Source organism: Pseudomonas sp. GW531-T4 (assembly GCF_017349615.1).
GTDB lineage: Bacteria > Pseudomonadota > Gammaproteobacteria > Pseudomonadales > Pseudomonadaceae > Aquipseudomonas > Aquipseudomonas chlororaphis_I.
Window position 1 is genome coordinate 17,169 of record NZ_JACMZT010000037.1, and the last position, 19,966, is coordinate 37,134.

18 protein-coding genes are annotated in these 19,966 nt (G+C 65.6%); 3 read left to right on the forward strand and 15 right to left on the reverse strand.

Annotated features, from left to right (window positions below; genetic code table 11):
* Nucleotides 1-244 precede the first annotated feature (244 nt).
* Nucleotides 245-418, reverse strand: a complete 174-nt coding sequence (locus tag J4D28_RS23900; protein WP_007922719.1) for a DUF6026 family protein — start codon at nt 416-418, stop codon at nt 245-247.
* Between the two features lie 245 nt (nt 419-663).
* Between J4D28_RS23900 and gnd the strand changes: the two genes are divergently transcribed.
* From gnd to J4D28_RS23915, 3 genes are read left to right on the forward strand one after another with little or no spacing between them, the layout of a single operon-like run.
* Nucleotides 664-1,677: a phosphogluconate dehydrogenase (NAD(+)-dependent, decarboxylating) gene (gnd, locus tag J4D28_RS23905; protein WP_223815583.1), complete on the forward strand. Its 1,014-nt coding sequence runs from the start codon at nt 664-666 to the stop codon at nt 1,675-1,677.
* Entirely contained in the window at nt 1,674-3,194 is a 1,521-nt protein-coding gene (gene zwf / locus J4D28_RS23910; RefSeq protein ID WP_103331872.1) for a glucose-6-phosphate dehydrogenase, read from the forward strand. The genes gnd and zwf overlap by 4 nt, the downstream gene beginning before the upstream one ends.
* Nucleotides 3,191-4,012, forward strand: coding sequence for an HAD family hydrolase (locus J4D28_RS23915; RefSeq protein ID WP_096374133.1), 822 nt, complete (start codon nt 3,191-3,193; stop codon nt 4,010-4,012). The genes zwf and J4D28_RS23915 overlap by 4 nt, the downstream gene beginning before the upstream one ends.
* 308 nt (nt 4,013-4,320) lie before the next feature.
* Here the strand turns inward: J4D28_RS23915 and nhaB are convergent, their stop codons facing one another.
* From nhaB to paaH, 14 genes are all read right to left on the reverse strand, one after another.
* A complete protein-coding gene (nhaB, locus tag J4D28_RS23920; protein ID WP_038632226.1) occupies nt 4,321-5,823 on the reverse strand; it encodes a sodium/proton antiporter NhaB in 1,503 nt (500 codons plus the stop codon).
* 138 nt (nt 5,824-5,961) lie between these two features.
* Nucleotides 5,962-8,016 carry a phenylacetic acid degradation bifunctional protein PaaZ gene (gene paaZ, locus J4D28_RS23925; RefSeq protein ID WP_103331685.1) on the reverse strand — a complete coding sequence of 685 codons (2,055 nt, stop codon included), beginning with the start codon at nt 8,014-8,016 and terminating at the stop codon, nt 5,962-5,964.
* 58 nt (nt 8,017-8,074) lie between these two features.
* Nucleotides 8,075-9,328 (reverse strand): OprD family porin, encoded by a 1,254-nt coding sequence (locus J4D28_RS23930; protein WP_103331686.1) that lies wholly within the window; start codon nt 9,326-9,328, stop codon nt 8,075-8,077.
* Nucleotides 9,329-9,361: 33 nt separating this feature from the next.
* Nucleotides 9,362-11,008, reverse strand: coding sequence for a cation acetate symporter (locus J4D28_RS23935; protein ID WP_028682388.1), 1,647 nt, complete (start codon nt 11,006-11,008; stop codon nt 9,362-9,364).
* A complete protein-coding gene (locus J4D28_RS23940) occupies nt 11,005-11,313 on the reverse strand; it encodes a DUF485 domain-containing protein (RefSeq protein WP_009048869.1) in 309 nt (102 codons plus the stop codon). Before J4D28_RS23940 ends, J4D28_RS23935 begins: the two co-directional genes overlap by 4 nt.
* A 164-nt stretch (nt 11,314-11,477) precedes the next feature.
* Nucleotides 11,478-12,554: a 1,2-phenylacetyl-CoA epoxidase subunit PaaE gene (gene paaE, locus J4D28_RS23945; RefSeq protein WP_103331687.1), complete on the reverse strand. Its 1,077-nt coding sequence runs from the start codon at nt 12,552-12,554 to the stop codon at nt 11,478-11,480.
* 24 nt (nt 12,555-12,578) lie between these two features.
* Nucleotides 12,579-13,112, reverse strand: coding sequence for a 1,2-phenylacetyl-CoA epoxidase subunit PaaD (paaD, locus tag J4D28_RS23950; RefSeq protein ID WP_103331688.1), 534 nt, complete (start codon nt 13,110-13,112; stop codon nt 12,579-12,581).
* Nucleotides 13,099-13,860, reverse strand: coding sequence for a 1,2-phenylacetyl-CoA epoxidase subunit PaaC (paaC, locus tag J4D28_RS23955; RefSeq protein WP_038632235.1), 762 nt, complete (start codon nt 13,858-13,860; stop codon nt 13,099-13,101). Before paaC ends, paaD begins: the two co-directional genes overlap by 14 nt.
* 8 nt (nt 13,861-13,868) lie before the next feature.
* Nucleotides 13,869-14,150 carry a 1,2-phenylacetyl-CoA epoxidase subunit PaaB gene (gene paaB / locus J4D28_RS23960; protein WP_007926505.1) on the reverse strand — a complete coding sequence of 94 codons (282 nt, stop codon included), beginning with the start codon at nt 14,148-14,150 and terminating at the stop codon, nt 13,869-13,871.
* 65 nt (nt 14,151-14,215) lie between these two features.
* Nucleotides 14,216-15,205, reverse strand: coding sequence for a 1,2-phenylacetyl-CoA epoxidase subunit PaaA (gene paaA / locus J4D28_RS23965; RefSeq protein WP_038632237.1), 990 nt, complete (start codon nt 15,203-15,205; stop codon nt 14,216-14,218).
* A 177-nt stretch (nt 15,206-15,382) separates the two neighbouring features.
* Nucleotides 15,383-16,705: a phenylacetate--CoA ligase PaaK gene (gene paaK, locus J4D28_RS23970; RefSeq protein ID WP_016704783.1), complete on the reverse strand. Its 1,323-nt coding sequence runs from the start codon at nt 16,703-16,705 to the stop codon at nt 15,383-15,385.
* A gap of 102 nt (nt 16,706-16,807) precedes the next feature.
* Nucleotides 16,808-18,013, reverse strand: a complete 1,206-nt coding sequence (gene pcaF / locus J4D28_RS23975) for a 3-oxoadipyl-CoA thiolase (protein WP_103331689.1) — start codon at nt 18,011-18,013, stop codon at nt 16,808-16,810.
* Complete coding sequence (gene paaI / locus J4D28_RS23980; RefSeq protein ID WP_016704785.1) at nt 18,006-18,455, reverse strand: hydroxyphenylacetyl-CoA thioesterase PaaI; 450 nt, start codon at nt 18,453-18,455, stop codon at nt 18,006-18,008. Before paaI ends, pcaF begins: the two co-directional genes overlap by 8 nt.
* Nucleotides 18,448-19,965: a 3-hydroxyacyl-CoA dehydrogenase PaaH gene (paaH, locus tag J4D28_RS23985; RefSeq protein ID WP_028682381.1), complete on the reverse strand. Its 1,518-nt coding sequence runs from the start codon at nt 19,963-19,965 to the stop codon at nt 18,448-18,450. Before paaH ends, paaI begins: the two co-directional genes overlap by 8 nt.
* Between the last annotated feature and the right edge of the window lies 1 nt (nt 19,966).

Consider the following 19,966-nt stretch of genomic DNA (forward strand, 5'->3'; position numbering starts at 1 on the left):
GCTTCGACTACCTCGGCGAACGCGCGCCGCGCCCGTGGGGGCGGCAATATTGCGCCGGAGTATCCATAAGAAGGTGTGAAAACTTTGTGAGTTGGTACCTGCGTGTCAGATAATGCCGTCGCCAGGAGGCGGGTAGGGTAAAAGGCGACGGGCAAAAAGAAGCCGGCGATCCATCGAGGACTCGGCCGGCTTCATTAACAACCTGTTGCAAGGACCGGCCACGGCGGGCGGGTTCCTCGGATCCTCAGGCGTGGAGCTGGGTGACGGCAGCCACCTGACCCTGGTTCTGCAATGCCAGGCGCAGTTGCGCCAGCTCTTGCTTCAACTGGTCGCGCTCGTTCTTCAGTTCGCGCAACTCGTCACGACGGATAGTGACGTAGAGGGTTTGTGCAGGTCGTGCCGGTAGTACTGTGCCCATTGCTCACCTCGCAAATGGCGTGCATCAACTGTGGTCCGGCCGCTCGAATTTCGGGGCCTGAAACACTATCGGCGGCAATTTTGATTTCTTTTGCCGGCAAAGGGAACTTTTTTATTTTCAGCGGTCGTTGTGCCTTCGCGGCGATTCGCGTCGTTATCCACTCACTGCTTGGGAAACACTGCTTTAGGAAACTTAGTCCAGCCGCTCTGGACTAACCCTCACTGGCCTCGTTGGGCTATAACCTTTTGACACAATTTAGTAGTAAGGAGCATCAGCACATGCAACTGGGGATTATCGGACTGGGCCGCATGGGCGGGAACATTGCGCGGCGCCTGATGCTCAATGGGCATGAAACCGTGGTCTATGACCGCAACAGCGCTTTTGTCAGCACCCTGAGTGGCGAAGGTGCCAAGGGCGTCGCCGACCTGCCGGCCCTGGTCGCCGGCCTGGAAAAGCCACGCGCGGTCTGGGTCATGCTGCCGGCTGGCGCGCCCACCGAAGACACCATCGAAACCCTCAGCCAGTTGCTCGAACCGGGCGACGTGATCATCGATGGCGGCAACACCTACTATAAGGACGACATTCGTCGCGCCCAGGCGCTGGCGGAGAAGGGCCTGAACTACATCGACGTCGGCACCTCCGGCGGCGTCTGGGGCCTGGAGCGCGGCTACTGCATGATGATCGGCGGCGACGCCGAGGTGGTGCGCCGCCTGGACCCACTGTTCGATGCGCTGGCACCGGGCATGGGCGACATCCCGCGGACCAAGGACCGGGTGGCTGAAGACGATCGCGCCGAGCGCGGTTACATCCACGCCGGCCCTGCCGGTGCCGGGCACTTCGTCAAGATGATCCACAACGGCATCGAGTACGGCATGATGCAGGCCTTCGCCGAGGGCTTCGACATCCTCAAGACCAAAGCCTCGCCAAGCCTGCCGGAAGACCAGCGCTTCGACCTCAACGTCGCCGATATCGCCGAAGTCTGGCGCCGCGGCAGCGTGGTCTCGTCCTGGTTGCTGGACCTGACCGCCGACGCCCTGGCCAGCGATCCGCAACTCGACGGTTTCTCCGGCGAAGTGGCCGACAGCGGTGAAGGTCGCTGGACCATCGAAGCCGCCATCGAGCAGGCAGTGCCGGTTCCTGTGCTGTCGAGCTCGCTGTTCGCCCGTTTCCGTTCCCGCCAGCAGAGCACCTATGGCGACAAGATGCTGTCGGCCATGCGCTTCGGCTTCGGCGGCCACGTGGAGACTCCGAAAAAATGACCTCCTCGCGAAAGAAGTCCAAGGCTCAACCCGCTCCACCCACCACACTGTTTCTGTTCGGCGCCCATGGCGACCTGGTCAAGCGCCTGCTGATGCCGGCGCTGTACAACCTCAACCGTGACGGCTTGCTGGATGAGGGGTTGAAGATTGTCGGCGTCGATCACAACGCGATCAGCGATGTGGACTTCGCCAAGAAGCTCGAGGACTTCATTCGCACCGAGGCCGCCGGCAAGGTCGGCAACGGCGCGCAAGCGCTGGACCCGGCGCTCTGGGCCAAGCTGGCCAATGGCATCAGTTATGTCCAGGGCGACTTCCTGGACGACAGCACCTACGACGCGCTGGCGGCGAAAATCGCTGCCAGCGGCACCGGCAATGCGGTGTTCTACCTGGCCACCGCACCGCGCTTCTTCAGTGAAGTGGTGCAGCGCCTGGGCGCGTCGGGGTTGCTGGTCGAAGGCGACAATGCGTTTCGCCGGGTGGTGGTCGAAAAGCCGTTCGGCTCCGACCTGCAAACGGCGCAAGCGCTGAACGAATGCCTGCTCAAGGTGATGAGCGAGAAGCAGATCTATCGGATCGACCATTACCTGGGCAAGGAGACGGTGCAGAACATTCTGGTCAGCCGTTTCTCCAACAGCCTGTTCGAGGCTTTCTGGAACAACCATTACATCGACCACGTGCAGATCACCGCGGCGGAAACCGTCGGGGTGGAAACCCGTGGCAGCTTTTATGAAAACACCGGCGCCCTGCGCGACATGGTGCCCAACCACCTGTTCCAGCTGCTGGCGATGGTCGCCATGGAACCGCCGGCCGCCTTCGGCGCCGATGCGGTGCGCGGCGAAAAGGCCAAGGTGGTGGGGGCGATTCGTCCCTGGAGCACCGAAGAGGCCCTGGCCAACTCGGTGCGCGGCCAGTACGTGGCGGGCAAGGCGGGCGGCAAGCCGGTGGCCGGCTACCGCGAAGAGGCTAACGTCGCCGCGGACAGCAACACCGAAACCTACGTCGCCCTCAAGGTGATGATCGACAACTGGCGCTGGGTCGGCGTGCCGTTCTACCTGCGCACCGGCAAGCGCATGAGCGTGCGCGACACCGAGATCGCCATCTGCTTCAAGCCTGCGCCGTACGCGCAGTTCCGCGATACCGAGGTCGACCACTTGCAGCCGACCTACCTGCGCATCCAGATCCAGCCCAATGAAGGCATGTGGTTCGACCTGCTGGCGAAAAAGCCCGGGCCGACCCTGGAGATGGCCAATATCGAGCTGGGGTTCGCCTACAAGAACTTCTTCGAGATGCAGCCTTCCACCGGCTACGAGACGCTGATCTACGATTGCCTGACTGGCGACCAGACCCTGTTCCAGCGTGCCGACAACATCGAAAACGGCTGGCGTGCGGTGCAGCCATTCCTCGATGCCTGGAAGGAAAAGGCCAAGGTCCATATCTATCGGGCTGGCGAAGACGGACCGGCGGCCGGCGACGAGTTGCTGACCCGCGACGGCCGTGAATGGCACAGCCTCGGATGAGGGGCGAGGGGCAACATCCCATCCAGTTCCTGCTCAGCGACATGGACGGCACCTTGCTGCTGCCCGATCACAGCCTGAGCCAGCGCACCATCGCCGCGGTGCGTGCGTTGCGCGAAGCCGGGGTGTTCTTCAGCCTGGCCACCGGGCGGCCGCCGCGGGCCATGTTGCAGCAGATCGAAGCCCTGGGCGTCGACCTGCCGACCGCAGCGTTCAATGGCGGCACCATCGTCAATCCCGATGGCAGTTTCCTGGTGCGCCACCCTGTGCCGGTAGCGGTCGCCAATACGGTCCTGGCGCTGTTGTCGCCGCAGCCGGAAGTGGAGGTCTGGGTCTTTGCCGACGGTGAATGGCTGCTGCGCAATCCCCACGGGCCGATGGTGCCGCGTGAGCAGCATGGCCTGGGTTATCCGCCCGTGGTGGTGGAGTGTTTCGATGACTATCTGCCGCGCATCGACAAGATAGTCGCCGCCAGTGCCGACACCGAGCTGTTGGTGGAACTGGAGGCGCGTTTGCTGGAGCAGGTCGGCGGGCAGGCGCAAATTTCCCGTTCGCAGCCGGTGTACCTGGATGTGACGGCGCTGCAGGCCAACAAGGGGCAGGCGCTGATCACCCTGGCGGAGTTCCTCGGAGTGCCGCTGGAGCGCACCGCGGCGCTGGGGGATGGTGGCAACGACCCGGCGATGTTCCAGCAGGCCGGGTTGTCGATTGCCATGGGCCAGGCCGAAGCGGCGGTGCAGCGCCAGGCCGACCTGGTGACGGGCAGCAATGTCGCCGATGGCGCCGCCGAAGCGATCGAACGATTTATCCTGCCGCGCTAATGCAAAACCTGTAGCCGCTGCCGCAGGCTGCGATCGGCGGCGCAGCCGTCGCAACCCGGCGAACGCCTTCATTCATGCAGATCGCGGAGGCAGGTTTTGCGGCAACTGCGTTGCCGATCGCAGCCTCGCGGGCTCGGCAGCGGCTACCCCGACACCGCGATCCCTGTAGCCGCTGCCGCAGGCTGCGATCGGCGGCGTAGCCGTCGCAACCCGGCGAACGCCTTCATTCATGCAGATCGCGGAGGCAGGTTTTGCGGCAACTGCGTTGCCGATCGCAGCCTCGCGGGCTCGGCAGCGGCTACAGTCCTTTACAGCCAGTAACTCACCGCATACCAGCCCAGCACACCCATCACCAGGGTGTAAGGCAACGCCATCCACACCATGCGTCCATACGACAGGCGCACCAGCGGCGCGATCGCCGAGGTCAGCAGGAACAGGAACGCCGCCTGGCCGTTGGGCGTGGCCACGCTGGGCAGGTTGGTGCCGGTGTTGATCGCCACCGCCAGGGTCTCGAAGTGTTCGCGGCTCATCTGCCCGGAAACGAAGGCCTGCTTCACTTCGGTGATGTAGATGGTGGCGACGAACACGTTATCGCTGATGGCCGACAACAGCCCGTTGGCGATAAACAGCATGCCCGGCTGCTGGCCCGCCGGCAGTGCCAGCACCCACTGGATCAGCGGGGTGAACAGCTGCTGGTCGTGAATCACCGCCACCACCGCGAAAAACACCACCAGCAGGGCGGTGAACGGCATCGCATCCTTGAAGGCGTTGCCCAGGCGATGCTCGTCGGTGATGCCGGTGAAGGCGGTAATCAGCACGATCACCATCAGGCCGATCAGGCCGACCTCGGCGATATGCAGGGCCAGCGCGGCAATCAGGATCAGCGCAGCCACGCCCTGTACCAGCAGCGCCGCGCGTTGCCGGTCGGTGCGTTCGGCGTTGTCTTCGGCGGCGTAGTTGGCCAGCACCGCGCGCACGTTGTCCGGCAGCAGGGTGCCGTAGCCGAACCAGCGCAGTTTCTCCAGCAGCACGCAGGTCACCAGACCGGCCACCAGCACTGGCAGGGACACCGGGGCGACCTTGAGGAAGAAGTCGGCGAAGTGCCAACCCATTTCATGGCCGATCAGCAGGTTCTGCGGCTCGCCCACCAGGGTGCAGACGCCACCCAGGGCGGTGCCCACCGCGCCATGCATCAGCAGGCTGCGCAGGAAGGCGCGGAACTGTTCCAGGTCCTGGTGATGCAACTGAGGCAGGTGCTGGTCGTCGTTGAATTCGCTGTCCTGGCGCGGGTCGTTGCCGGAGGCCACCCGGTGATACACCGAATAGAAACCCACCGCGGCGCTGATGATCACCGCGGTGACCGTCAGCGCGTCGAGAAACGCCGAGAGGAAGGCCGAGAGAAAGCAGAACAGCAGGCCCAGCAGCGCCTTGGAGCGCACCCCCAGCAACAGCCGGGAGAACAGGAACAGCAGCAGTTCCTTCATGAAATAGATGCCGGCCACCATGAACATCAGCAGCAGGATCACCGGGAAGTTGTGCACCAGTTCGTCGTACAGCGCCTGGGGCGTGGTCATGCCCAGCGCCACGGCTTCCAGCACCAGCAGGCCGCCGGGCATCAGCGGGTAGCACTTGAGGGCCATGGCCAGGGCGAAGATGAACTCGGCCACCAGCATCCAGCCGGCCGCCACCGGGCCGACCGTGAACAGCAGCAAGGGGTTGAGCAGCAGGAAGGCGAGGATGCTGGCTTTGTACCAGCGCGGTGAATGGCCGAGAAAGTTGTGGGTGAAAGCCTGGGCCAGTGAACCGGACATTGGCTGCTCCTTGTATTGACGAAGCGCGCAACTTGCCGCAAGCACCGGTGAAGATCAAGAAACTCTGAAATCTTTTGCCACAAATGCCACCGAGGCCCGTGCAGGAGCCGATAAACCAGCTCCTGCGGGCCGCGTCGGTCAGTCTTCGCGTTTGACCACCAGGGTCAGGATGTCGTAGCTGGCCACCAGTTCACCCAGCTGGTTAGTGATCTCCACGTCCCAGGCCACCACGCCCTGGGGGATGCCTTGCGGGCTCTTCTTGCCCTGGTCGATCTTGCGCTTGCAGGTCAGGCGCGCCTGGATGGTGTCGCCGATGCCCACCGGGTTGATGAAGCGCAGGGTATCCAGGCCGTAGTTGGCCAGCACCGGGCCCGGCGCCGGGGACACGAACAGCCCGGCTGCCGCCGACAGCACGAAATAACCGTGGGCGATGCGCTTGCCGAACTGCGACTCCTTAGCCGCGATCTCGTCGAAGTGCATATAGAAGTGGTCGCCGGACAGGCAGCCGAAGTTCACCAGGTCGGCCTCGGTCACCGTGCGCCTGTGGGTCAGCAGCGACTCGCCGATCTGCAGGTCCTGGAAGAACCGGCGGAACGGATGCACCTCGGTCTCGATGACCTTGGCGCCCCGCACATATTCACCGGTGACCGCCGCCAGCATGCTCGGCGAGCCTTGCACCGCCGCCCGTTGCAGGTAGTGCTTCACCGCGCGCAGGCCACCGAGTTCTTCACCGCCGCCGGCGCGACCCGGGCCGCCGTGCTTGAGTTGCGGCAGCGGCGAGCCATGGCCGGTGGATTCGGCGGCGGATTCGCGGTCCAGCACCAGCAAGCGCCCGTGCCAGGCCGCGGCCGCCGGGATGGCCTTGGCGGCGATCTGTGGGTCGCGGGTCACCAGGCTGGCCACCAGGCTGCCTTTGCCTCGCGCGGCCAGGGCCAGGGCTTCGTCGAGGTCGTCATAGGCCATCAGCGTGCTGACCGGGCCGAAGGCCTCGATATCGTGGGCGCCGCCTTCGGCATGCGGGTCGCGGGCCTGCAACAGGGTCGGGGCGAAGAACGCGCCCTGGCTGGTGTTTGTACCGCGCGGCTCGAAGCCGTCGCGGGCGCCGAACAACAGGTCGCTGCTCTGTAGCAGGCTTTCCAGGCGTTCGGCCACGTCCCGTTGCTGGTCGTGGGAGGCCAGCGCGCCCATGCGCACGCCTTCCACCGCCGGATCGCCGACCACCACCTTGGCCAGCCTGTCGCGCAGGCGGCTGGCGACCGCGTCGATGTGCCTGGCCGGCACGATGGCGCGGCGAATGGCGGTGCATTTCTGCCCGGCCTTGGTGGTCATTTCCCGGGCCACTTCCTTGATGAACAGCTCGAACTCTTCATCGTCCGGGCTCACGTCCGGGGCGAGGATCGCGCAGTTCAGCGAGTCGGCCTCGGCATTGAACGGCACCGAGTTGCGAATCAGCTGCGGATTGGCCCGCAGCTTGGCCGCGGTGTCGGCCGAGCCGGTGAAGGTCAGCACGTCCTGGCCCTGCAGGCGGTCCAGCAGGTCGCCGGTGCTGCCGATCACCAGTTGCAGGCTGCCGGCGGGCAGCAGCCCCGATTCATCCATCAGGCGTACCACGGCTTCGGTCAGGTAGCTGGTGGCGGTGGCCGGCTTGACGATGCACGGCATGCCGGCGAGGAAGCTCGGGGCGAACTTTTCCAGCATGCCCCAGATCGGGAAGTTGAACGCGTTGATATGCACCGCCAGGCCACCGCGGGGCACCAGGATATGGGTGCCGGCGAAGCTGCCGAGCTTGCTCAGCTGCAGCGCCGGGCCTTCGTGGACGATATTGCCCGAGGGCAGTTCCCGCGAACCCAGGCTGGCATAGGTGAACAGGGTGCTGTTGCCGCCCTCGATGTCGATCCAGCTGTCGGCGCGGGTGGCGCCGCTGTGGTGGGAGATCGCGTACAGCTGTTCCTTGCGTTCGCTCAGGTACAGCGCCAGCGCCTTGAGCCGCTGGGCGCGCTGCTGGAAGTCCAGGGCCATGAGGGAGGCGATGCCCTGGCGCCGGCCATGGTCGAGCGCCTCGGCGAAATCCAGGCGCTCCTCGTGGGTGCGGGCCAGTTCGTGGCCGTCGATGGCGCTGCGCAGCACCTGGGCGCCGTGTTGGCCGATCCAGCGGCCGGCGATGAAGCTTTGCAGGGTAGGGGCGTGAGGCATCACGATTCCTCCGGATGATGAATGAGGCCGGCGCGGCCAACGACCGCGCCGGCGGGGTTTACCAAAGAGCCAGGGTGTAGCCGAGGATCAGGCGGTTCTCGTCGAGGTCGGTGGCCAGGCCGTTGCCCGAACGAAAGGTCACGTTGCGCCAGCGGAGGCTCAGGTCCTTCAGCGGTCCACTCTGGATCACGTAGGTGATGTCGGTGTCGCGCTCGGTTTCGCGGCCGTTGTCGACAGTGCCCGCCTTGACGTGGCGGCCGTCGGTGTAGCGGGTCATGAAGGTCAGGCCGGGCAGGCCCATGGCCGCGAAGTCGTAGTCGTAGCGCAGCTGCCAGGAGTCTTCCTCGGTGCGGGTGTAGGTGTTGTAGGTCACCAGGTTGACCACGTAGGGATCGCCACCGTTGAGGAACGGGAAGGCGCTGTCGCCGGACAGTTGCTGCCAGGTGGCGCTGATTTTGTGCGGGCCCTTGATCAGGCTGAACATGCTGTTGAAGTTGCGGTTGTCGATCCGCCCGGCACGCTCGGCGCCGTCGCCACGGCTGTCGAAGTAGCGCAGGTCGCTGCGCAGGCTGAAGCCGCCGCCCAGGGGCTGGGTATGCAGCAGGCCGAGGTAGTGCTGGCGATAGATCTGTTCGAGCTTGCCGTAGTAATAGCTGAGGCTCAGTTGCGGGCTGAAGGCGTAGCTGGCGCCGGCGAAGTCGAAATGATCGCTGCGGGCGGCGCCATAACCGATGTCGTCGTTGCTCGAGGAATCGCGCAGGTTGGCTTCGGTCAGGCGCCCGGCATTTACCGTCAGGCCGCTGATTTCCTGGCTGGTCAGCAGGCCGCCCTGGAAGGTCGAGCCGAGCAGGCGGGTGTCGTTGTAAGTCGCCACGGGCAGCAGCGGTTGCAGGGTGCCGATCTTCAATACGCTTTTCGACAGGCGCAGCTTGCCGGTCAGGCCCAGTTCGCTGAACTCGTCCGCCGGTTCGTGGCTGTTGGGGCTGAACGGCAGCAGGCCGGTGCCGCGGCGATCCGGGCTGGAGTCGAGCTTGAGCCCGAGTTCGCCAAGGGCATCCAGGCCGAAACCCAGGGTGCCCTCGGTGTAGCCGGACTCGATCCGCGCGGTGAAGCCCTGGGCCCATTCCTCGGCCTTGGACTGCGCGGCGTTGGCCTGGCGGAAGTCACGGTTGATGTAGTGGTTGCGCATTTCGATCCGTGCCTTGCTGTCACTGATGAAGTCGGCTTGTACGCTGCAGGTGAACAGGCCCAGGCCCAGCGAGGCCATGGCCGGCAGCAGGTGTTTCGGTGAGGCGATGGAAACGGGGTTCATTGTTGTTATTCCCTGTCATCGATCGGAACGGGTTCAGTGTTTGCTGGCGCCGGAGGCGCCGATGCCGGTCATCGAGCGGATGAACTGCGCGAGGTAGCGACCACGCTCCAGTTCGGCCCGCGCCGAGGTGTCGGTCACCGAGAACAGCCAGGCGCTGAAGAACGCCAGGCTCATGGAGAACAGCGCCGGGTTGGAGTAGGGGAACAGCGCCCGTTCGTGATGCAGCACGTTGACCCAGACCGCCGGGCTCAGCACCAGCAGCACGATCGCCGACACCAGCCCGGCCAGGCTGCCGGTCACGGCGCCGCGGGTGGTCAGGCCTTTCCAGAACATCGAAAGGAACAGCACCGGGAAATTCACCGAGGCGGCGATGGCCAGCACCAGCCCGGACAGGAAGGCGATGTTCTGCGACTCGAACAGCAGGCCGAGGACGATCGCCAGCACGCCGATGCACAGGGTGGCGATGCGCGACACGCGCATTTCCTGCTGCTCGCTGGCCTGGCCCTTGCGCAGCACGCAGGCATACAGGTCGTGGGACACCGCCGAGGCGCCGGACAGCGCCAGGCCGGCGACCACCGCGAGGATGGTGGCGAAGGCCACCGCCGAGATGAAGCCGAGGAACAGGTTGCCGCCCACCGCCTGGGCCAGGTGCACGGCGATCATGTTGCCGCCGCCGATGATCGCGCCGTTGGCGTCGCGGAACGCCGGGTCGGTGCCGACCATGACGATCGCGCCGAAGCCGACCACGATCAGCAGCAGGTAGAAGTAGCCGATGAAGCCGGTGGCGTAGAACACGCTCTTGCGCGCTTCCTTGGCGTCGCTGACGGTAAAGAAGCGCATCAGGATATGCGGCAGGCCGGCGGTGCCGAACATCATGCCCAGGCCCAGGGAGATGGCATCGATGGGGTTCGACAGCAGCCCGCCGGGGGCCATGATCGCGCTGCCCTTGGCATGCACGGCGCTGGCCCCGGCGAACATCGCCTCGGTGCTGAAGCCAAAATGCCTGAGCACCATGAACGCCATGAAGCTGGTGCCGAACAGCAGCATCACCGCCTTGATGATCTGCACCCAGGTGGTGGCGAGCATGCCGCCGAAGGTCACGTAGAACACCATCAGCACGCCGACCAGCATCACCGCATAGAGGTAGCTGATGCCGAACAGCAACTCGATCAGCTTGCCGGCGCCGACCATCTGCGCCACCAGGTACATCAGGGCCACGGTCAGGGTGCCGAAGGCCGAGGTCAGGCGCACCGGGGTCTGTTCCAGGCGGTAGGACACCACGTCGGCGAAGGTGTACTTGCCCAGGTTGCGCAGGCGTTCGGCGATCAGGAACAGGATGATCGGCCAGCCGGCGAGCACGCCCAGGGCGTACAGCAATCCGTCGTAGCCGTTGAGGAACATCATCGCCGAGATGCCCAGGAAGGACGCCGCGGAGATCATGTCGCCGGCGATCGCCAGGCCGTTCTGCAAGCCGCTCATGCCGCCGCCGGCGGTATAGAAGTCGCTGGCCGAGCGGGTGCGCAGGGCGGCCCAGCGGGTGACGCCGAGGGTGAACAGGACAAACACCAGGAACATGCCGATGGCGTTCCAGTTCAAGGGGCGCGCGCTGCCTTCGGCGGCCAGTGCCAGGTCGGTGGCGAACACGCACGGCAGGGCGAACAACGCCAGCAAGGGCTTCATTGGGCGCACTCCTGCTTGAGCTTTTCGTTCAGCGGGTCGATCACGTTATTGGCGCGATAGACGTAAAAGCCGGTGAGGGCGAAGGCCAGCAGCACGATCGCCACGCCCACCAGCATGCCGACCGTGGTCACCCCGCCACTCAGCGAGCGCCCCAGGGTGCTGGGGGAAAACGCCACCAGCAGCACGAAGCCGTAGTAGATCACCAGCATGGCCAGGGTCAGGGACCAGTAGAGGTTCTGTTTGCGCCGCACCAGTTGGACGAAGTCGGGGTGCTGGCGGATCTGTTCGATGTCTTGCGGGGTCATGGGAGCGCTCTCTTGATGTTGTTTTTGTTTTGGTTGAAACGCGGTGTGGTTCTTTTGCTTCTGTAGCCGCTGCCGGAGGCTGCGATCGACCGCGAAGCGGGCGCACGGTCTTAAGATCGCTGAAGGCCTTCGGTCTTATCGCAGCCTGCGGCAGCGGCCACAGGTCAGAGCTGGTCGAAGTCCAGCACCACCTTGTCGCTGACCGGGAACGACTGGCACGACAGTACGTACCCGGCCGCCACTTCGTAGTCCTCGAGGGCGTGGTTGCTGTCCATTTCCACTTCGCCTTCGATCACCTTGCACTTGCAGGTGGAGCACACCCCGGCGCGGCACGAATAGGGCAGCTCGGCGCCCTGGGCATTGCCGGCATCGAGGATGCTCTGGCTGTTGCGCGGCAGGTCGAAGGCCAGGGCGCGACCGTCGCTGATCACGGTGATCTGGCTGACCGCCGCATCGAGCTGCCGGGCCGTCTTGCGCTCCTCGCGCTTGTGCGGGCTGCCAGCGGCGGCGAACAGCTCGAAGTGAATGCGCTCGGCGGCCATGCCGTGGGCTTTCAGGCTGTCGCGCACGGTTTCGGTCATCGCCTGCGGGCCACAGATGAAGGCAGCGTCCAGGGCCTTGACGTCGAGCCAGCGGGAGAACAGCCGGGCACATTTGTCGGCGTCGATCCGGCCGTTGTAGAGGTCGACGTCCTGCTGTTCGCGGCTGAACACGAAGATCAGGTTCAGGCGTTGCAGGTAGCGGTTCTTCAGGTCTTCCAGCTGTTCGCGAAACAGGGCGGCGGAGCTTGCGCGGTTGCCGTACAGCAGGGTGACGCGGCTGTGGGGCTCGGTTTCCAGGGTGCTCTTGATGATCGACAGGATCGGCGTGATGCCGCTGCCGGCCGCCACCGCCAGGTACTGGCCATGGCGCACGGGGTCGAGCTGGACATGGAAGTGCCCGGCCGGCGGCATCACATCCAGGCAATGCCCGGGCTTGAGCCGGTCATTGGCGAACGCCGAAAAGCGCCCGCCGGCCACGCGCTTCACGGCAATGCGCAGCTCGCCGTCGTTGACCCCGGCGCAGATCGAATAGGAACGGCGCACTTCCTCGCCCTCCAGCTGGGTGCGCATCACCAGGTGCTGGCCCTGGGTGAAATGAAAGCTGTCCTGCAGGTGCTGCGGAATCTCGAAGGCGATGGACACCGCGTCGCGGGTTTCGCTGCGCACATCCTTGATGGTCAGGCTGTGGAATTTGCTCATGGTTGTTCTCCCACTGACACGGCGTCAGATGCACTTGAAATAGTCGAACGGCTCCAGGCAGTCCCGGCAGCGATACAGCGCCTTGCAGGCGGTCGAGCCGAACTCGCTGAGCTGTTCGGTGTGGCTACTGCCACATTGCGGACAGCAGATGGCAGCGCTTTCGCCCAGCAGGCTGCGCTTGCTGCTACTGGCCACAGGCGGGGCGATGCCGTAGGCCCGCAGCCGTTCGCGGCCGCTGGCGGTGATCCAGTCGGTGCTCCAGGCCGGGGTCAGCCGGCGTTGCAGGCGGGGCGCGGAAAACCCGGCGAGTTCCAGGGCGGCACGGATATCGCCCTCGATCACCTCGGTGGCCGGGCAGCCGGAATAGGTCGGGGTGACCACCACCTGCAGGTGGCCGTCGTGCCAGCCGAGGTCGCGGACGATGCCCAGCTCCACCACGCTGACCACCGGCACCTCCGGGTCCATGACCGCGCCGAGGATGTTCCAGGCCGCCTCCAGGTCGCCCGGCTGCAGGGCGCGGGCGCCACGGTCGCTGGAAATCAGCTCACCAGGTCGCATCGGGGTACGCTCGTGGCAGTGCCTGCATTTCCGCCAGCAGAATGCCCAGGTGTTCGCTGTGCAGGCCGCGGCGGGCGTCCAGGTAGAAATGGCTGGGGGGCGCTGGCAGGGGCAGGGTGGCGCTGGCGAAGATCCGCGTCACCGTGGCCTGCCAGGCGCTGGCGACCTGCGCGGGGTCGGCGATGAGGCCGGCGCCGTGCAGGTGGTTTTCGCTGTCGTCGCCGCTGATCAACTCGACGGTGAAGCGCCAGAGCAGGGGGATCGCCTCCAGCATGCGCTGGTGGCTGTGCTCGGTGCCGTCGCCCAGGCGCTCGACCCATTCGCTGGAGCGGCGCAGGTGATAGGTGACTTCCTTCACCGCCTTGGCGGCGATCCCGGCGATGCGCTCGTCGCTGGACTGGGCCAGGCCCTTGAGCACTTCCAGGTGCCAGGCGTCGTAGAGAAACTGCTTGAGCAGGGTCACGGCGAAATCGCCGTTGGGCTGCTCCACCAGCAGCAGGTTGCGATAGGCGCGCTCGTCGCGGCGGAACGCCAGGTGGTCGGCGTCGCGGCCGTCGTCCAGCAGTTCGGCGGCGTAGTCCAGCCAGTTGCGGGCCTGGCCCACCAGGTCGAGGCCGACGTTCATCAGCGCCAGTTCTTCTTCCAGGGCCGGCGCGCGGCCGCACCACTGGCACAGGCGCTGGCCCTGGACCAGGGCGCTGTCGCCCAGGCGCAGCAGGTACTGGATCAATTCGTTTTGCGTGTTCATGGTCGACCTCACATGTGCCCGACTTCGGCCGGCAGCTCGTAGAAGCTGGCGTGGCGATAGACCTTGTCGTCCGCCGGGTCGAACAGCGGGTCCTTTTCATCCGGGGACGAGGCGACGATCAGCGCCGAGGGCACCACCCACAGGCTCACGCCTTCGCTGCGGCGGGTGTAGAGCTCGCGGGCGTTCTCGATGGCCATGGCGCTGTCGGCGGCGTGCACGCTGCCGACGTGCTTGTGGTTGAGCCCGTGCTTGCTGCGCACGAAGACTTCGAAGAGGGTCCATTCAGACATAAGGGTGACTCCACATCAGGGGCTGAAGCGCTGTGGCCCTGGCCGCGGGTTGCCGCGGCCAGGGTTCACGCGACGTTTTTATTGGCTTTCTTGCGGGCGTGGGCGACCGCGGCTTCGCGGACCCAGGCGCCATCCTCGATGGCCTTGCGCCGGGTGGCGACGCGTTCCTGGTTGCACGGGCCGTTGCCCTTGAGCACTTCGTAGAATTCGTCCCACTGGATCTCGCCGAAGTCGTAGTGGCCGCGTTCGGCGTTCCACTTCAAGTCCGGGTCCGGGCAGGTGCAGCCGAGCAGTTCCAGCTGCGGGATGGTCTGGTCGATGAAGCGCTGGCGCAGTTCGTCGTTACTCTGGCGCTTGATCTTCCAGGCCATGGACTGCGCGCTGTTGGGCGAGTGTTCGTCGCTGGGGCCGAACATCATCAGGGCCGGCCACCACAGGCGGTTGATGGCGTCCTGGACCATGTCCTTCTGCGCCTGGTTGCCCTCGCGCATCAGGGTCAGGAGGATTTCGTAACCCTGGCGCTGGTGGAAGCTTTCTTCCTTGCAGATGCGCACCATGGCCCGGGAGTAGGGGCCGTAGGAGGTGCGCTGCAGCACCACCTGATTGACGATCGCCGCGCCGTCCACCAGCCAGCCCACCGCGCCCATGTCGGCCCAGTTCAGCGTCGGGTAGTTGAAGATGCTCGAATACTTGGCGCGGCCGCTGTGCAGCTTGGCGATTTCCTCGTCGCGGTCGGCGCCCAGGGTTTCCATCGCGCTGTACAGGTACAGGCCGTGGCCGGCTTCGTCCTGGATCTTGGCCATCAGTTGCAGCTTGCGCTTGAGGGTCGGGGCGCGGGTTACCCAGTTGCCTTCGGGCAGCATGCCGACGATTTCCGAATGGGCGTGCTGGGAAATCTGCCGGATCAGGGTTTGCCGATAGGCATCCGGCATCCAGTTCTTGGCTTCGATCTTGATTTCCGAATCGATTTTTTCCTGGAAGGCGCGTTCCTGTTCGGACATCTCCGAACGGGGCTTGATGCTTTTGACTCCGGTCTCTACCAGCTGTGCGTACATGGTGCGTCTCCTGCCGTGAAGGATTGCCTGGGCATGGAGAACTTTATATGTGATACAAAAATAAATATCAAATACAAAATAACGTGTCGTATATGTTTTTGTATCGCTTTGCCCGACAAGGGTTTTTCCTCGGGCAAAAAAAGCCCCGCCGAAGCGGGGCTTTAAGCTTGGAAAGGCCTATTTCTGCCGATTGTCCACCACGTGGCTGGCCTTGCCCTCGGAGCGCTTGAGGGAAAAGGCCGGGCGCAAAACGATACGCGAGCTGATGCCGATGTAGGTTTTGATGTGCCGGCTCAGTTCGTCGCAGATGGCTTTCTGCTGCTCGTCGCCCAGCTGTCGGTGCTCGTTCTTGAGCTCCACATGCACCTCGACGCTGTCGAGGTTGCCGTTGCGGTACAGGTGGATCTCGTAGCATTCGCAGAGTTGCCGGACCTTGAGCACCTGCTCCTCGATCTGCGTGGGGAACACGTTGACCCCGCGAATGATCAGCATGTCGTCGCTGCGCCCGGTGATCTTGTCGATACGCCGCATGGGCCGCGCCGTACCGGGCAGCAGGCGGGTCAGGTCGCGGGTGCGGTAGCGGATCATCGGCAGGGCTTCCTTGCTCAGCGAGGTGAACACCAGCTCGCCCATCTGGCCATCCGGCAACACCTGGCCGGTCACCGGGTCGATGATCTCGGGGTAGAAGTGGTCCTCCCAGATGGTCGGCCCGTCCTTGGTCTCGGCGCATTCCATGGCCACGCCGGGGCCCATGATTTCCGAGAGCCCGTAGATATCCAGCGCGGTGATGCCCAGGCGCTGCTCGATGGCGCTGCGCAGTTCGGCGGTCCAGGGTTCGGCGCCGAAGATCCCCAGGCGCAGGGCGAGCTTTTGCGGATCGATGCCTTGGCGCTCGATCTCGTCGGCGATGTTGAGCATGTAGGAGGGCGTGACCATGATGATGTCCGGCTGGAAGTCCTTGATCAGTTGCACCTGTTTTTCGGTCTGGCCACCGGACATCGGGATCACCGTACAGCCCAGGCGCTCGGCGCCGTAGTGCGCCCCCAGGCCGCCGGTGAACAGGCCGTAGCCGTAGGACACATGGACCTTGTCGCCACGCCGGCCGCCGGCGGCGCGGATCGAGCGCGCGACCACCCTGGCCCAGGTGTCGATGTCGTTCTGGGTGTAGCCGACCACCGTCGGCTTGCCGGTGGTGCCGCTGGAGGCGTGCAGGCGCACCACGTCCTGGATCGGCACGGCGAACATGCCGTAGGGGTAGTTGTCGCGCAGGTCGGACTTGCTGGTGAACGGGAATTTCGCCAGGTCCTCCAGGCTGCGCACATCGTCGGGGTGCACGCCCAGCGCGTCGAAGCGCTGACGGTACAGCGGCACGTTCCGGTAGGCGTGGTTCAGGCTCCAGCGCAGGCGTTCCAGCTGATGCTGGCGCAACTGGTCGACGCTGGCGGTTTCCAGCGGGTCCAGCAGGGGATCAAGCACGGCTTTGGCAATTGGCATGTTCATGGCTTCACTCGAATTATTGTTGTGTCGAGCCGCCGGCGGGCGACTCCTGAGTGCCTGCGCCCAGGATACCCTCGGGGGCTCCGGGCGCGGGTGTATCTGGTCTTAAACTCGTCCGACGATCAGGGCGATGCCCTGGCCCACACCGATGCACATGGTGCACAAGGCGTAGCGACCCTGGCGTTGTTCCAGTTCGTGCAGCGCGGTGGTCACCAGGCGCGCGCCGCTCATGCCCAGGGGGTGGCCCAGGGCGATGGCGCCGCCGTTGGGGTTGACCCGCTCGTCGTCGTCCGCCAGGCCCAGCTCGCGCAGCACCGCCAGGCCCTGGGCGGCGAACGCTTCGTTGAGTTCGATCACGTCCATGTCCGCCAGGCTCAGCCGGGCCAGCTCCAGCACCTTGCGCGTGGCTGGCACCGGGCCGATGCCCATGATCCGTGGCTCGACCCCGGCGGTGGCCATGGCGACCACCCGACCACGCGCCTTGAGGCCGTAGCATTGTGCGGTTGCTGCATCGGCCAGCAACAGGGCGCAGGCGCCGTCGTTGACCCCCGAGGCGTTGCCCGCGGTGACGCTGCCGCCCTGGCGGAATGGCGTGCCGAGCTTCTGCAGCTGTTCGAGGGTGGTGTCGCCCCTTGGGTGTTCGTCCTGCTCGACCAGGGTCGGCGGGCCTTTGCGCTGGGGAATGGACACCGCGACTATTTCCCTGGCCAAGCGTCCGCTGGCTTGCGCCGCCGCGGCCCGCTGCTGGCTGCGCAGGGCGAAGGTGTCCTGGTCGGCGCGGGAAATGCCGAACTGCGCGGCGACGTTTTCCGCGGTTTCCGGCATCGAGTCGATGCCGAAGCCTTGTTCCATCAGCGGATTGACGAAGCGCCAGCCGATGGTGGTGTCGAACAGCTCGGCCTGGCGGGAAAACGCGGTCTGCGCCTTGCCCATCACCAGCGGCGCGCGGGACATCGATTCGACGCCGCCGGCCAGCACCAGCCGGGCCTCGCCACAACGCAGGGCGCGGGCGGCGGTGCCGATGGCGTCCAGGCCGGAGCCGCACAAGCGGTTGAGGGTGGTGCCGGGGACCTCCACCGGCAACCCGGCCAGCAGCGCCGACATGCGTGCCACGTTGCGGTTGTCTTCGCCGGCCTGGTTGGCGCAGCCGTAGATCACTTCGTCGACCCGGCTCCAGTCGACTCCGGGATTACGCTGCATCAGGGCGCGCAACGGCACTGCGCCCAGGTCGTCGGCGCGCACGCTGCTCAGGGCGCCGCCGTAACGGCCGATGGGGGTGCGGACTGCATCGATGATCAGGGCGTCATTCATTGGGGGTCTCCTGCGCCAGCACCGGGCCGCGCACTTTGTAGGATTTGCCGTGGAACAGGGCGATCAGCACGCCATGCTGGTTTTCGATCCGCACGTCGTAGTTGCCGGTCCGGCCGCTACGGCTTTGCTCGATACAATCGGCGGTCAGGGTGTCGCCGAGGCGGGCCGGGGCGATGTAGTCGATGCTGCAGCCGATGGCCACCGTGGCTTCGTCGTAGGTATTGCAGGCCAGGGCGAAGGCCGAGTCCGCCAGGGTGAACAGCAAGCCGCCGTGGCAGGTGCCGTGGCCCTGCAGCATGTCTTCGCGCACGCTCATGCCCAGCCGGGCGGCGCCGGGCGCCACCGACAGCAGGCGCATGCCCAGCGCCTGGCTGGCGTTGTCGCGTTTGAACAGGCTCTGGGCGCACGCGCTGGCCAGGCTCATGGCAGGGTGATCAAGCATGCAGTGTCCTCCCTTCGGCAACCCGGCGGCGCAACAGCAGGGACGGTCGATAACGTTCCTCGCCGTAGGCGGCCTGCAGGTTTTGCAGGATCTCGAGCACCCATGGCAGGCCCAGGCGGTCGGCCCAGGCCAGGGGGCCTTCGGGGTAATTGACCCCGGCGCGCATCGCCAGGTCGATGTCCACCGCCGAGGCCACGCCTTGCAGCAAGGCGTCGGCGGCCTCGTTGGCGAGCATCGCCACGGTGCGCAGGACCAGCAGCCCCGGGCTGTCGCTGAGCTGGCTGACCTTGAACCCGGCGCGTTGCAACAGTGCCACCGCCTGGTCGCGGGCCAGTGGGCTGGTGCCGGCGCAGCAGCTGATGGCCAACCGGCCAGCGCTGGCATAGTCATGGGCCAGGTCCAGCAGGATCAGGTTGCTCAAACCGTGGTCGCGGGCGCGCTGGCTGGCCAGGCGCCCGTCGCTGACCGCCAGTACCGCGTCGCCGACCCGCAACAGGCCAGGGCCGTCACGCTCGACCAGGCGCACGCCGGACTCGCGCAGGCGTTGCAGCAAACCTTGGGCAGCCCCCAGGTCGCCCTCGACCACACAGTGTTCGATGGGCTGATCGCTGTGCAGCTCGACAGGGGCTGGGCGTTCGGCGCCCTCGGCATAGGAATAGAAGCCCTGGCCGCTCTTGCGGCCGAAATGCCCGGCATCCACCAGTTCCTGCTGGATCAGTGACGGCTGAAAGCGCATGTCGCCGTAATAGGCCTCGAAGACCGAGCGGGTCACTGCGTAGTTGACGTCATGGCCGATCAGGTCCGTCAGCTCGAAGGCACCCATGGCAAAACCACCGGCTTCGCGCAGCAGGGCATCGAGGGTGGCGCAGTCGCTGGCGCCTTCCTGCAACAGGCGCAGGCTTTCGGCGTAGAACGGCCGGGCCACGCGATTGACGATAAAGCCCGGGGTGGAGCGGGTGTGCACCGGCTTCTTGCCCCAGTTTGTCGCGGTGTCGTAAAGGCACTGCGCCAGTTGCCGGTCGCTGGCCAGCCCCGAGACGACCTCGACCAGCGGCATGACCGGCGCCGGGTTGAAAAAGTGCAGGCCCAGCAGGCGTTCGGGATGCTTCAGGCCGGCGGCGATGCGGGTGATCGACAGCGAAGAGGTGTTGCTGGCGAGGATGCAGCTGTCGCGGCACAGGCTTTCCAGCTGACGAAACAGCTCACGCTTGGCCTCGAGGTTCTCGGCGATGGCTTCGACGATCAGCTCGCTGTCGGCCAGTTGCTCGATGGATTCGGCCGCCTGCAACCGGGCCATGGTTGCCCTGTGCGCCTGGGCGTCGAGCTTGCCGTTGGCCACGCGCCGGGCGAGTTGCCGGTCGATGCCGGCGATGGCTTGCGCCGCGGCGCCCGGGCGGTTGTCCAATAGCCAGACCGGGTGGCCGGCCTGGGCTGCGACCTGGGCGATGCCGGCGCCCATCGCGCCGGCGCCGATCACCGCGACACGGACCTGGAGTGTCAGTGCGCTCATG